The 11,725-nt window shown below is 66.4% G+C and carries 16 protein-coding genes; 12 read left to right on the top strand and 4 right to left on the bottom strand.

Annotated features, from left to right (window positions below):
- Positions 1-87: 87 nt before the first annotated feature.
- The 6 genes from AC068A_RS17260 (at position 88) to AC068A_RS17235 (ending at position 4,048) form a co-directional block, all read left to right on the top strand.
- On the top strand, positions 88-315 hold the full coding sequence (locus AC068A_RS17260; protein WP_478585703.1) for a hypothetical protein: 228 nt from the start codon (positions 88-90) through the stop codon (positions 313-315).
- The gene (locus AC068A_RS17255; protein ID WP_478585702.1) at positions 312-521 is read left to right on the top strand and encodes a hypothetical protein; all 210 of its coding nucleotides are present in this window, start codon (positions 312-314) and stop codon (positions 519-521) included. Before AC068A_RS17260 ends, AC068A_RS17255 begins: the two co-directional genes overlap by 4 nt.
- Positions 522-1,147: 626 nt before the next feature.
- Positions 1,148-2,266 (top strand): radical SAM/SPASM domain-containing protein, encoded by a 1,119-nt coding sequence (locus AC068A_RS17250; RefSeq protein ID WP_478585701.1) that lies wholly within the window; start codon positions 1,148-1,150, stop codon positions 2,264-2,266.
- Positions 2,263-2,877 (top strand): dTMP kinase, encoded by a 615-nt coding sequence (gene tmk, locus AC068A_RS17245; protein ID WP_478585699.1) that lies wholly within the window; start codon positions 2,263-2,265, stop codon positions 2,875-2,877. The genes AC068A_RS17250 and tmk overlap by 4 nt, the downstream gene beginning before the upstream one ends.
- Positions 2,874-3,689: an endonuclease/exonuclease/phosphatase gene (locus tag AC068A_RS17240; protein ID WP_478585698.1), complete on the top strand. Its 816-nt coding sequence runs from the start codon at positions 2,874-2,876 to the stop codon at positions 3,687-3,689. The genes tmk and AC068A_RS17240 overlap by 4 nt, the downstream gene beginning before the upstream one ends.
- Positions 3,690-3,715: 26 nt before the next feature.
- Complete coding sequence (locus AC068A_RS17235) at positions 3,716-4,048, top strand: MazG-like family protein (RefSeq protein WP_478585696.1); 333 nt, start codon at positions 3,716-3,718, stop codon at positions 4,046-4,048.
- Positions 4,049-4,141: 93 nt separating this feature from the next.
- Here AC068A_RS17235 and AC068A_RS17230 read toward each other — a convergent pair whose 3' ends face one another.
- The 3 genes from AC068A_RS17230 to AC068A_RS17220 form a co-directional block, all read right to left on the bottom strand.
- A complete protein-coding gene (locus tag AC068A_RS17230; RefSeq protein WP_478585694.1) occupies positions 4,142-4,381 on the bottom strand; it encodes a helix-turn-helix domain-containing protein in 240 nt (79 codons plus the stop codon).
- 104 nt (positions 4,382-4,485) lie between these two features.
- Entirely contained in the window at positions 4,486-4,974 is a 489-nt protein-coding gene (locus AC068A_RS17225) for a hypothetical protein (protein ID WP_478585692.1), read from the bottom strand.
- 118 nt (positions 4,975-5,092) lie between these two features.
- Positions 5,093-5,497 carry a helix-turn-helix domain-containing protein gene (locus tag AC068A_RS17220; RefSeq protein ID WP_478585690.1) on the bottom strand — a complete coding sequence of 135 codons (405 nt, stop codon included), beginning with the start codon at positions 5,495-5,497 and terminating at the stop codon, positions 5,093-5,095.
- A 504-nt stretch (positions 5,498-6,001) separates the two neighbouring features.
- Here AC068A_RS17220 and AC068A_RS17215 point away from each other — a divergent pair.
- Positions 6,002-7,297, top strand: coding sequence for a tyrosine-type recombinase/integrase (locus AC068A_RS17215; protein WP_478585688.1), 1,296 nt, complete (start codon positions 6,002-6,004; stop codon positions 7,295-7,297).
- Between the two features lie 434 nt (positions 7,298-7,731).
- Positions 7,732-8,016, top strand: coding sequence for an NUDIX hydrolase (locus AC068A_RS17210; RefSeq protein WP_478585971.1), 285 nt, complete (start codon positions 7,732-7,734; stop codon positions 8,014-8,016).
- Here the strand turns inward: AC068A_RS17210 and AC068A_RS17205 are convergent.
- Positions 7,974-8,891, bottom strand: coding sequence for a nuclease-related domain-containing protein (locus AC068A_RS17205; protein WP_478585686.1), 918 nt, complete (start codon positions 8,889-8,891; stop codon positions 7,974-7,976). The genes AC068A_RS17210 and AC068A_RS17205 overlap by 43 nt on opposite strands.
- Before the next feature lie 556 nt (positions 8,892-9,447).
- On the opposite strand from AC068A_RS17205, the gene AC068A_RS17200 reads away from it, so the two are divergent.
- From AC068A_RS17200 to AC068A_RS17185, 4 genes are all read left to right on the top strand, one after another.
- Complete coding sequence (locus tag AC068A_RS17200) at positions 9,448-9,756, top strand: transposase (RefSeq protein WP_351541371.1); 309 nt, start codon at positions 9,448-9,450, stop codon at positions 9,754-9,756.
- Positions 9,753-9,974, top strand: coding sequence for an AAA family ATPase (locus AC068A_RS17195; RefSeq protein WP_478585684.1), 222 nt, complete (start codon positions 9,753-9,755; stop codon positions 9,972-9,974). The genes AC068A_RS17200 and AC068A_RS17195 overlap by 4 nt, the downstream gene beginning before the upstream one ends.
- Before the next feature lie 311 nt (positions 9,975-10,285).
- Positions 10,286-11,032 (top strand): HNH endonuclease, encoded by a 747-nt coding sequence (locus tag AC068A_RS17190; protein ID WP_478585682.1) that lies wholly within the window; start codon positions 10,286-10,288, stop codon positions 11,030-11,032.
- Positions 11,033-11,348: 316 nt separating this feature from the next.
- On the top strand, positions 11,349-11,525 hold the full coding sequence (locus AC068A_RS17185) for an HGGxSTG domain-containing protein (RefSeq protein ID WP_478585680.1): 177 nt from the start codon (positions 11,349-11,351) through the stop codon (positions 11,523-11,525).
- The last annotated feature ends 200 nt before the right edge of the window (positions 11,526-11,725 follow it).

Genomic DNA, 11,725 nt, shown 5'->3' with positions numbered 1-11,725 from the left:
CCGTGAGCGGAAGGCTACTACCGCAAGCCTCACACGGGTGACCCCCATCGGGGAGCCCTTTCGCTGTAGACGGTAGGGAGCACCGCCATGGAAGTCCGCGAGACCCCCGACTCCCCGGAGCGCGTGGGGACCTCGGTACCGCATGCCTGGCTTGGGCTGGGCGTGCAGGACTTGCTCAGTGGCAGGAGCGGAACCCTGATGGACGTTTGCGTCGAGGGGAACCGACTTGGCCACCACTACGACGCTGCCTACATCCGCGGTGCGGATGCTCGCGAGTTCGTCATCCCCGCCGCGCAGATGCGGCTGGCGCCGTGACAGCTCAGACCGGGGCCTGCGCTGAGGCGCCGCTCCCCGGTTCCTTCCACGACCTCACCATCGAGCAGGCCCGCGGCTACGCGTGTGTCGCGTGCGGCAGGCCCCTCGCGGCGGGCCGGGTCTACCGCGGCGTCGTCACGGGCCATGACGGCGGGTACCTACTCGACGCCGACGTGTGGGCCTGCGGACCGGGAGGCTCGGAGTGACAAGACCGGCCACCTACCCGGCCACCGGGCGCACCGCTCAGCCGGCCGGATGCCCAAGCTGCGGAGCGGAGCCGTTGCCGCTCGGCGGCCCCGAGGGCGGTGCCGTGCTGCACGAGAACGGGTGCCGCCGTGCCGGGCCGCGGGACCCCGTGGCCGTCACGCCGTGGTGGGACACCCGGTGACCGGTCCCCACGCCGATCTTGCCTGTATGCGGGGCGACGCGGTCGACCTGACCCGGGTGCAGCTGGATGTCGAGGAGTCGCCGGCGCACCCCGGCGGGCAGTGCATCCGGACGTACCTGGAGTGCCTCGTCTGCCACGGGGCCGCCCCGCTGGAGCCGGGGTACTGCGGCGCCACAGCGGCCCACTGCTACCCGTGCGGCGTATCGACGGCAGTGCGGCACGATCCCTCGGCGTGCTGGCAGTGGCCAGACCAGGAGGTCGATCCGCTCGAGCTACTCGCGGTTCTGCCTGCGCTTGCGGCTGCCGCAGCCACCTTGCGCGCCAGGTTCTGCACGCCTACTTCGGCTGCGCCATCCGGCCCAGCTGACCACCTCGCCTTTGGCCCCCTGCCCTGCACCGGGCTCGAGCGCGAACCTCTTTCCACTCATCTCTCTGGAGGACTCCGTGAGCGGACGCGCGATCATCACCGGGGAACAGGCAGCGTCCTGTTACTTCCGGACGACGGTCGACCACCCCTACCGGAAAGCTCTCGTGCAGATTTGTGAGCCCTGCAACATGCTGTGCTCGCACTGCTTTGTCAACGCCACCAAGCGCGGCGAGTACATGCCGCTGGACGCCATCAGGTCTCAGCTGATCCCACAGCTCGCGGAGGCCCGCGTCACGCGCATCACGATCACCGGCGGCGAGCCGTTCATGCACCCCGACGTGATCGAGGTCTGCCGGGCCTTCCGCGACGCCGGCATGTCGGTGGGCGTGTGCACGAACGCGAGCCTCGTCACGGACGAGCAGATCCGCGCCCTGGCCGCCATGGACGCCCACATGAACGTGAGCCTGGACGGGTTCGCCGAGGAGTCGCACAGCGTCTTCCGCGGCCTGCCCGGCTCGTTCGAGGTCACCGTCGAGACCGTCCGACGGTTCGCGACGGCCGGCATCCTCCAGGGCCTACTGTGCACGCCGAACAGCCTCGCGGAGGACGAAGAGTACCGGCAGCTGGTGGAGTTCGCCAAGGAGCAGGGCGCCAAGTACGTGCTGATGAACCCCCTCGGGCCGATGGGCCGCGGCGCGTCGAAGAAGTCTCAACAGAAGCTCCGCTCGCCCGAGGACCACATGCGGCACATCGCCGCCATGACCGCCCCGTTCGAGGCCGACGGCATGGAGCTGGTGAACATCCGGTTCCCCAACGACGAAGCCAAGCCGCTGTCCCCGTGCGAAGCCGGAAACATCATCTACGTCTTCACCGACGGCGGCGTCGCCATCTGCCCGTACCTGGTGTTCGCCGCCCGGACGAAGGTCAGCCAGCACCCCGACACCGACTTCCTCGTCGGCAACGTCTGGCAGGACAACGACATCGCGGACCGCCTCGACAAGTACGGCAAGTTCAGCGACCGGTGGGACCTCGGCGCGAACCCGACGTGCGGAGCCTGCTCCATGTCGGCGTCGTGCGGGAAGGGCTGCCCCGCAGCCGTCATCTCCGCCGGGCAACGCATCGGGGCCGTCGACACCGAGCAGTGCCCCGTCGTGCCGCGGCAGACCCGCGTCCTGCCCGTAGTGGGTGTCTCATGACAGGCCTGTTCGTCACGCTCGACGGCCCCGGCGGCGTCGGAAAGTCGACCGTCACCGCCCTGGTCTCCGAACAACTGCGCGAGGCCGGCATCCCCATGCACCAGACTCGGGAACCGAGCGACACCTCCCTCGGGCAGCTCGCACGCTCCGGGACCGAGCTGTACCGCGGGATGGCAATGGCGTGCCTGATCGCCGCCGACCGGTACATGCACATCGAGGAGGAAGTCCGGCCGGCGCTCGCACGGGGCGAGACAGTCGTGTGTGACCGGTACATCGCCTCCTCGCTCGTGCTCCAGGTCCTCGACGGCGTCAGCCGTGACGTCGTCTGGGACCTGAACCGGCACGCCGACATGCCGGACCTCGCAGTCATCATCAACGCCCGCGCGGACGTCATCGAGAGGCGCCTGAAGGAGCGGGGCGCGCACAGCCGGTACGAGCGAGAGCCGGGCAGCAGTGATCGAGAGTGCGCGCTGTTCCGTGAGGCCGGTAGGTTCCTCAGTGCCGTCGGCGTCCGGGTCCTCACGCTCGACGCGTCCACCGTCAGCGCGGAGGGGATCGCCGCCGCCATCGTCGCCGTGATCAGGGAACCCTGGATGAAGGGGAGTTCATGACCAGCCCGAGCATGGGCGTGCTGACGTTCAACCTCAACAACCCCGGCCGGGAACGGGCGGAGCGTCAGCTCTCCTACCTCGCAACCCGGCCGGAGCCGGTGCTCGTCCTCACGGAGACCGCCGACAGCGCCGGGTGCGACCTCCTGGAGACGCGGTTCACCGCGGCCGGGTACCGCGTGATCTTCCCCCGGCCCGGCCGGGGCGAGCGCGGCGTGATGATCGTCAGCCGACTGGAGACCCAGCCCCTGGCGACTGGGGTCACCTACCTACCCCACCGCGCGGTGGGCGTGACCGTCGCCACCAAGAAGGGCCCTCTCGACATCATCGGCCTGTACGTGCCGTCCCGGGACGCCACGGAGGCGAAGACGGAGAGGAAGCGCCGGTTCCTCGAGGAGTGTTGCCTCAAGCTGCCGACGGGACCCGGGTCGGCGCGCATCATCCTGGGGGACTTCAACGTCCTGGAGCCGACGCACGTCCCGAGGTACCGCTTCTTCGCCGCCTTCGAGTACGCGTTCTACAGCTGGTTCGACGCCGCCGGGTACGTGGATGCATTCCGCAGGCTCCACCCCGGGATGCTGGACTACTCGTGGGTGGGCCGGACCGGTGACGGCTACCGATACGACCACGCGCACGTCTCGCCGCGCGCGGCCGAGCAGCTGAGGGCATGCACCTATCTGCACGAGCCGCGCACCATGGAGAGCCGCCTCACCGATCACTCGGCGCTGACGGTACGCCTCAGCCTCACGCCGCTCGGCGTGCTGCCGGTCACCGACCCGCTCGAGGCAGCCCCTGCCGAACCGGCCCTCTTCTGACCTTGCACGAGAAGGAGCACCCCACGATGGACGCGACCACCTGGGACGGAATCTCCCACATCCGTAAGTGGCTGGACGAGGAGGCCGAAGAGGTCCCGGGCGCGGACCCTCGGCTCCTACGCGTACTCAAGATCGGCGAGGAGTACGGGGAGGTCGCCGAGGCCCTGCACGGCGCCCTCGGCGCGAACCCGAGGAAGGGGGCGAGCCACACGTGGGACGACGTCCGCAAGGAGCTGTGCGACGTCATCGTCACCGCGTTCGTCGCGCTGGACACGATCAGTCCTGACGCCTCGAAGGACTTCGACACCCGCCTCCAGCACCTCGTGCAGCGGATCACCCCGCCGCAGGTGAGCGGCTAAGACCGGCCGGCCCTATCCGCCCTGCGGCCCCGCGAGGGGGACACCACCAGCCCCGGTCGGACTACGTTCCGGCCGGTCCCCTTCCGGCCGGGGCTACTCGCGTACGAGCTCGGCGAGGGGGACTCCGATCGCGTCGGCGATCAGGATGAGGGAGTCGAGGAGGGGAGAGGCCTGGCCCTGCTCGATCCGGACGTAGCTGGCCCGGTCCATCTCGGCGCGTAACGCGACCTGTTCCTGCGTCAGATGCCGGTCCAGGCGGGCCGCTCGGATCTGGGCGCCGATGCGCCGCCGGCGGGCCAGCAGGTGATCGGGTAGCGGGGTCGAGCGAGGCACTCGCCCACGCTGGCCCGATCACCCACGGATGTATGTAGGGTGCACCCTACATTTTGCGGCAGGCGTGCCCGCTGACGTTCGGGTTTCGCTGCCGTGCTCGGCCGTTATTCCGCAATGGGAGCGTCGACAGGGGTGCTGTCGTCCCAGTCTTGCCGCCAGAGCCCGTCACCGACGAGCCGCCGCAGGTAACGATTGAACTGGGTCACCACGGGTGGCTGCACGTGACCCTTGCGGATCAACCACACGAACGCCCCGTCGAGGTCCACCGCAACCGCCAACCTCCCGACAGCGGCGGGGCTTTCGTCGATTTCCCACCAGGCCCGCGCGAAACCTAGATTCTGGATCGGGCCCTCGGCCCGCTCTTCACCGGGCGTCCAGTACTGCGACCAGGACGCCCCGCCGCCCCCGAGAAGATAAGCGTGCTCGGTGGTCATGAAATCGACGAACGCCTCGGTAGCGCCGCCACGGAGGATGTGAACGTCGGCCCTACCCGGCTCCTCGTCGATCCATACGAGGCGACCTCCGGGGAGGGAGTCGACCAGGAGATATCGAGACTGTGTGACTCGGTAACGGATGGGCTGGATGTCGCGCATGATCAGGCCCCCTTGCATGATGAGTGGCCCGGCGCCGGTCGGTCGGCCGATCGGCATCCGGGGCCCCATCATGCACAGATGGCTGAAAACAGGCTACGTTCTGTGGCCGAAATCTTTCTCACGGAGCGTCAGACCGCAGAGCCGCCAGCCTCTCCATGACCGCATTGAGATGCTCGGCGACGACCGGGTCCAACTGCTCGTCCGCCCTGAGGTGCGCACGAACCGTCCCGTCCGGACTCCAAACTGTGCGGTGGTCCCAGAACTGCGCGCCGGCCGCCGCCGTGACCTCCTGATAGGGCACCTCCAGAACTCTCGCCAGTGCGCGTAGCTCCGGCTCCTCGGGCAGCGCGGGAGACTGGTTGCGTTCGAGCCTCCCGAGCCACCCCCGGGAGATCACAGGCGCGCCCGTGGTTGGGTCGGCGGTCAGCTCCTCTATCGCCCGCTGTGAGAGGCGGCGCTTCCTACGGGCCTGTCGCACGAGGTCGGACAGCTGGGTGCGTGGCTGCTGGTGCTGGTCGGGCATGGGCAGCTCCTCCTCGGTCGTGGTCCAGGCCAGTATCTAGCACGCCCCCTCTTTTGGCACACCCCGTGCGCCAAATTGGCACATGACATGGACATCGACTTCACGACACGCCATACTTTTCGCAGGTCACGGCCGCGTTCCGCGCCCCACCGCACCCATGCACGTGCGGCCACGACTCCCGCAGAGCGGCGGAGCACTGGACCACCGGCGTACGCCGACCACGGCACTCCCCGCGGCTGGGACCCAGGACGACGCCTCAGGGGGTGCCCATGTGCATTCGTGTGCAGTTCACAGCCGATCACCCGCTCAGACCCTACGACTCGGCCAGCAGGATCATTCGGCTCCCGGCTGAGATGCCGCAGGAGAATGTGCTCGTCGCCGTTCGTGCCGTTCTCACCGAACTCGCCACGCCGCAGCCGCATTTCGGAGCATTCTGTTTCTGCGGGGAGCCGGTGCTCATTCCGGCCCGCAGTGCATGTGCCCGTAGAAATCAGGAGGTCGGCTGTGGCGCGTAGAGCCGCCAATAACCCCCGGCAGCTTCGCGAGAAAGGGTGCGGCTGCAAGCTGTGCCTGGAGAAGTACCCCCCGGAGAAGTACGGCAAGCGCAAGGCGCGCCGAGACTGCACGGGATCCTGGCAAGCTCGCTACCGGGACCCCGACGGAAGCCAGTGCGGCCCCGTCTTCCCCACCCAGCGCGAGGCCATCGCCCACCTGGACAAGGTGCGCACGCAGATCCGCGAGGGCACCTACCAGGACCCGAAGCGGGGTGCGATCACCGTGGATGACTGGTACGCGATCTGGTGGCCGACGGTGAAGGTCAAGTCGATCACCACGAAGAACCGCAAGCTAAGCGCCTGGACGGTTCACGTCCAACCTAAGTGGGGCCAGCGCAAGCTGAACTCGATCACATGGATCCAAGTTCAGGACTGGATCACCAACGAGGTCAAGGGCCACGCCACGCAGAAGAAGGTGCTGGAGCTGCTCCGCCACATGATGGTGGCCGCGCTCCGCGACCGTCGGATCAGCATGAATCCCTGCCTGGACATTGAGGTCGCGCCGGCACCTGCCAAGCACCCGGACGACTTGATCCCACCCACGGCCGCGCAGTGCGAACTGATCCGCCAGCACCTCGCGGCGTACTACCATCCCCTCATGGTGTTCGCCCAAGAGACCGGGATGCGGTGGGGCGAGTACACCGGCCTCAGGGCCTGCAATGTCGACCTTCAGCGTTGCACGGTGAAGGTGAAGGAAGTTCTCATCGACGACAAGGGCAAGATCCGGCGCAAGATGGCGCCGAAGTCGCGAGCGGGCTTCCGGACGGTGCCCTTGACCCCGGCCGCCGTCGAGGCCGTCAAGACGATGATGGAGAAGCATCGGCCCGCGACCACCGAGTCTTCAATCGAGGACGGCATGCACCCGGAGGAGCTGATCTTCCGGGGGCCGCTGGCAGGGCGGACGAGGAAGGGCAAGGACGGGGCCGCGGTAGACCTGGACGCGGTGCTGACGCGGCCGAACTTCAGGCGCCACTGGCTCCCCGCCATCAAGGCGGCCGGGCTGGCCCGCATCGTCAAGAACCCGGAGACCGGCCGCAACGAGTACTGGCCGCGCGTGCACGACCTCCGGCACACCTTCGCCACACGCCTGAAAGACGCTGGCGTCCCGGAGAAGGACGTCCAGGTCATCATGGGGCACGAGCGTGGCGGCCGGGTCACGTGGCTGTACCAGCACGCCGGGCCCGAGCTGGTCGAGGAGGTGCGGTCTGCGCTGGTCACCGGCCGGCGTCTGCGGGCGGTGTCGTGAGGGAAGATGCCACATCGATGCCACAAACCCCGCTCGGAATCCCTCGGAAACTCTCGGAGAGCGCCCTTCCGGGGCGTGAATTCAACTCTCGGAAAGCCTCGGAAGCCCTCGGGAACATGAGCTTCGAATTTACGGGTTCTTACAAAGCAGATGTCGGCGGTTCGAAACCGTCCGCGCCCACCAGTCAAAAGGCCCCCAACCGATCATGGTTGGGGGCCTTTGACATCCACATCTGACATCAACGTCCAAGGTCAACTACGACCGGGGTCGCCTCCTGAGCAGCCGATCCATGTGCTTGATCGCCTCCCGCTGGGACCGCATCCTCATGGTGGAGCCGACCTACAAGCAGTACTGGGACATCCCAGGCGGCTACGTCGAGACCGGGGGAGTCCCCGCTCAGCGCTGCCAGGCGAGAGGTCGGGGAGGAGCTTGGCATCACGCCGCCGCTCGGTCGCTTGCTGGTCGTGGACTGGGCTCCCAGCGCCGGCGAAAGGCGACAAGGTCCTGTACCTCTTCGACGATGGACAACTCGCCCCAGAGGCCTTGGCCCGGCTCAAGCTGCAGGCAGCCGACTGAAGAGCTACGCATTCCTGCCGCCAGAAGCGATCAACGAGCGCACCGGGTCCACCTGGAGTACGGCGAACGGCCGCAGGAGAAGGCCGCCTGACGCGAATGGTCAAGACCGCAGCCAGGCACGCCGATGGCGGGCTACCGCGTAGACCTGTTCCACCTGCTGCTGCGTGAGCCTGCCCGAAAGCGGGCCGAGCGCTGCGACTTCCCGTTCCAGATATATCCGCACGGTGTGTTGTGTGGTGGCTCGACGAATGGAGACCGCTCCGGCGAAGACGAGCACCGGTTCCACTGGCACGGCAAACCCGCAGTGCCGCTCCAGCACCCCTCGGACGTATGCCGCCTCAGCCTTACTGGAGGCCGCGTACGGAACCGGCGGGCCGCCATTGACTTTTGCCATCTCGTCGCCGACCCAGATGGAAGCGCCGGGATGATTCTTGGTGTTGACGGTGAAAACCCCGCCGGGACCGATCAGCAAGTGGTCGATGTCGCCGCCGCTGCTCTTGTCCACACCGTGCAGAACCTTCCACCCGAGGGTGGTCAGTCGCTGTAACTCCCGACCAACACGGCGCTCACCTTCAAGGCCGGCGTACCAGGAGTCCCACTCCGACGAACGCCTCAGCACCTTGGACCAAGTCCGCTGGAGGAGCGACGGGCCGCGTGCGGCGATGGTCTGAATAAGCACCGCGCCCGGGCGGTTCTGAGCAAGATCATCGGCCACGGTCAGTTGTGGCAGCTTCAGCGGTCGGCCGCGTTGCGGGCTGACAACCTGATCGGAACGCCGCGGCTCCGCCGAGCCAGCACTCCGAGACGGCGCCGAGCCCGACGACGCTGTCCGAACAGTCGCCGAGTCCCCGAGGTGGGCTCGCAACAGGGCCACCGCTTCATCCCGATACTGCAGAACCTTGATCGTGATGGTCTTCGTAGCCATGTCCGCCCACGCGACCGCGGTGCCATCCGGCAGGTTCACGTACAGCCGATCCTTGCCATGCCGCTTCCACCGGCTCACAGTGAGATCGCTCATGGGCCCCCCGAGTGCACTGTCCCCAACCACATGGGACCAGCCAGCCATGGGCGCGGCAAGAGGGCCTTGCGGTAAGACTTTCTCTACTTCATCAAGGCACCCGCCGCGCTCGGCGCGGCGAGCGCGCCCGTCGCCCGGGCCTGCGCTCCTGTCTGCGCCCCGCTCCACCCCGGCCGCCGGCCGCGCGCCTGGACGGCGCGGGTCCGATGGGGGGAACTCACCCACGGCGACTGAGCCCCTCAACTCCTCGGTTCCCCCCGCGCTCCGCCCCGAGCGCCAGGCCGAGCGCGAGCCCCAGCCACCCAACGGCCACTCATCAGCCCGAGGCCCAACAGTCAGGCCGCGCCCGACCCACCCAGACCCCCACCGACACGCGGGCTGGCGGACGAGCCCAGGCGAACGTCAAAGCAATGCCTCCGGCGGGGGCGCTCAGGCTCCGGGATGACGGGGGCCAGCACTGCGGGTGCGGGCCGGTTCATGGTGAAGGTGAGGTTCCCCCGAGATGCGGGGATGGGTGACAGAGGGTCAGATGGGTTTCATGAGAGGAGCCCAGACGATGCCTGCGCCGAGAAAGTATCCGCTGGAGTTGCGTGAGCGTGCGGTGCGGATGTACCGGACCGCCGAGCCGAAGCCCGTGATCCGCCGCATGGCCGAGGAGCTCGGTGTGCACCACGAGGCCCTGCGCAACTGGATCCGTCAGGCCGAGGCAGACGCCGGCGAACGCGGTGACATGCTCACCACCGCCGAGCGGGAGGAGCTTGCCGCCCTGCGGAAGGAGAATGCCCAGCTCAAGCGGGCGAACGAGGTCCTTCGGACGGCCTCGGCTTTTTTCGCGGCCCAGCTCGACCCGACCCGGCCCAGGTGACCGCGCTCGTCGACGCGCACCCGCACCTGTTTCGCCACATGGTGGATGTCTACGGTACAGCTGAGCTAACCAAACGTTCCGAGGACGGCACGATTTACATCGATCGACCTGGCGTTGTGATCATCGACGAAGTTGACTCACATCTCCATCCTGCATGGCAACGCGAGATCGGATTCTGGCTCAAGAGGCATTTCCCACTCGTGCAGTTCATATCATAGTCACCACTCACAGCCCGCTTGTATGTCAAGCTGCTGATCGCGGCCGCATTTACCATATGCCTCAGCCGGGGGACGGCCCGCCGTTCCAGCTTGAAGAGTCCGATTTCATGCGGATCGTTGCAGGTAAGCCAGATCAGATCCTTCTCACTCCGGCTTTTGGGATGAGCCACACGCGATCACCGAAGGCCGTAGCCGCCAATCTTAGACACTCCAGGCTGCGGGCAAAGCAGATTGCGGGAAAGATTACCCTGCAAGAGTCGAATGAGCTGGAGCAGCTCTCCCTCTTTGCCGAGTCGGAGTGATGGCTGGGCATGAGGCGGATTCATCGCGTACAGATCGACATTCAAGCGCGCCGTGAACTTGCGATTCGACGAAAGAAGCTACTCGATAAAGAATCTGCCCGCAAGGAATGGGATCGATATCGAAAGTCGGTCAAGAGTCGCACTGTTGTCGATGCGCTGACGGCGATGAACGGGCTCCGTCAACGCTGCGCTTATTGTTGTGATTCTAGGTCTGCGGATGTTGACCACTTCACCCCTATTGCAGTGGACTTCAGCCTAGCTCTCACCTGGAAGAATTTCATCATGATCTGCCCAGAGTGCAACCGGAGGAAGTCGGCGAGGTTCCCGGTTGATGCGCAAGGGCGCCCGCTGCTCATAGACCCGACGCAGGAAGACCCGTGGGCCTATCTAATCCTGGACACTGCGAATGGGTACCTTTCGGCTCGATTCCTGGAGGATGATTTCGACCCGAAAGGTGAGGCTACCGTAGATGTGTTTTCCTGCATCAATCACGAGGCTGTTGTCGAAGGGCGTCGGCGTGTAGTCGCCCGGTATTACGAGGCGGTGGATGCTTTGCTTGAAGCGAAGGCGGATGCTAAGTCTCTTGGGAAGCTCATTCGTGAGGTCCGAGAAGATGAGTATGGTATATCGGGTTGGTTTGCATTTCGCGAGGGAAGGGCCGAGGAGCGCTTTTCTTCTATGAGAGCAGCGCATCGAGCGGCATGGCGTAAATTTGCTGCCGAGTCCTTCAGATCCCAGCTGCCTGTGGCGCGCTGAAATGCGGAGTCCCTATCTACGCTAGGTAATTCTAACGTGCAGCTGTGACCAGACCGACAGGAATGGTTTCCCCTGCCGTTCCTACGAAGCGGTCTGCCACTCTTCGCCCGTGAAGAATCGCGACCCACTCGTGGACGGATGAAGCTGGAGGAACCACATGTGAGGCCGTGGCCTGCTGGTACTCGTGTAGCACGTACAGCCTCCGGAGCCGTGTGCCGGCCGTGCTTCCGTCCGCTTGGGTTGCGCCTTCCTGGTGGCTGGCTTGTGAGAGAGCATCCCGGGGTCTGGTGACAGCGAGGTAGGGAGCAGGTGACAGGTGACTCAACCCAGGTGCGGGGCGCAGACGGCCAAGGGGCGGCCTTGTAGCAAGCCCGCGATCATGAACAGCTCTCGGTGTCAGTTGCATCAGGGGAGCTGGTCCAGCTACGGAGTGGCGCAGCGGAAGAAGAAGGACGCCGAAGCGAAGATGCGGAAGCTGCGGAAGAAGAAGTGAGCTGGTCAGCTCTCCACGTCTGACATCCACAGGTGACATCAACGGGGGTGCACTGTGGTGGTTGCTGGCAGTCGTCGGAGCACTGGCCGGCCTGCCAACTGAGGTCTAAGGGCTGTCCCGTAACTGCTATGGGAGGGCTGGTGCCATGCCCTACGGCTGAACGCACCGCGCCAGCTGGCCGTACTTCATGCCGCTGGAGT

The organism is Streptomyces sp. NPDC043854 (assembly GCF_056436005.1).
Note: the sequence above shows the minus strand (reverse complement) of the source record. Positions and strands in the feature narration are given on the sequence as shown.

What these genes read in the sequence shown, in the direction of transcription:
- AC068A_RS17260 (WP_478585703.1), top strand. Translation starts at nt 88, where the DNA reads ATGGAAGTCCGCGAGACCCCCGACTCCCCGGAGCGCGTGGGGACCTCG.
- tmk (WP_478585699.1), top strand. Translation starts at nt 2,263, where the DNA reads ATGACAGGCCTGTTCGTCACGCTCGACGGCCCCGGCGGCGTCGGAAAG.
- AC068A_RS17240 (WP_478585698.1), top strand. Translation starts at nt 2,874, where the DNA reads ATGACCAGCCCGAGCATGGGCGTGCTGACGTTCAACCTCAACAACCCC.
- AC068A_RS17235 (WP_478585696.1), top strand. Translation starts at nt 3,716, where the DNA reads ATGGACGCGACCACCTGGGACGGAATCTCCCACATCCGTAAGTGGCTG.
- AC068A_RS17225 (WP_478585692.1), bottom strand. Translation starts at nt 4,974, where the DNA reads ATGCGCGACATCCAGCCCATCCGTTACCGAGTCACACAGTCTCGATAT.
- AC068A_RS17220 (WP_478585690.1), bottom strand. Translation starts at nt 5,497, where the DNA reads ATGCCCGACCAGCACCAGCAGCCACGCACCCAGCTGTCCGACCTCGTG.
- AC068A_RS17205 (WP_478585686.1), bottom strand. Translation starts at nt 8,891, where the DNA reads ATGAGCGATCTCACTGTGAGCCGGTGGAAGCGGCATGGCAAGGATCGG.
- AC068A_RS17200 (WP_351541371.1), top strand. Translation starts at nt 9,448, where the DNA reads ATGCCTGCGCCGAGAAAGTATCCGCTGGAGTTGCGTGAGCGTGCGGTG.
- AC068A_RS17190 (WP_478585682.1), top strand. Translation starts at nt 10,286, where the DNA reads ATGAGGCGGATTCATCGCGTACAGATCGACATTCAAGCGCGCCGTGAA.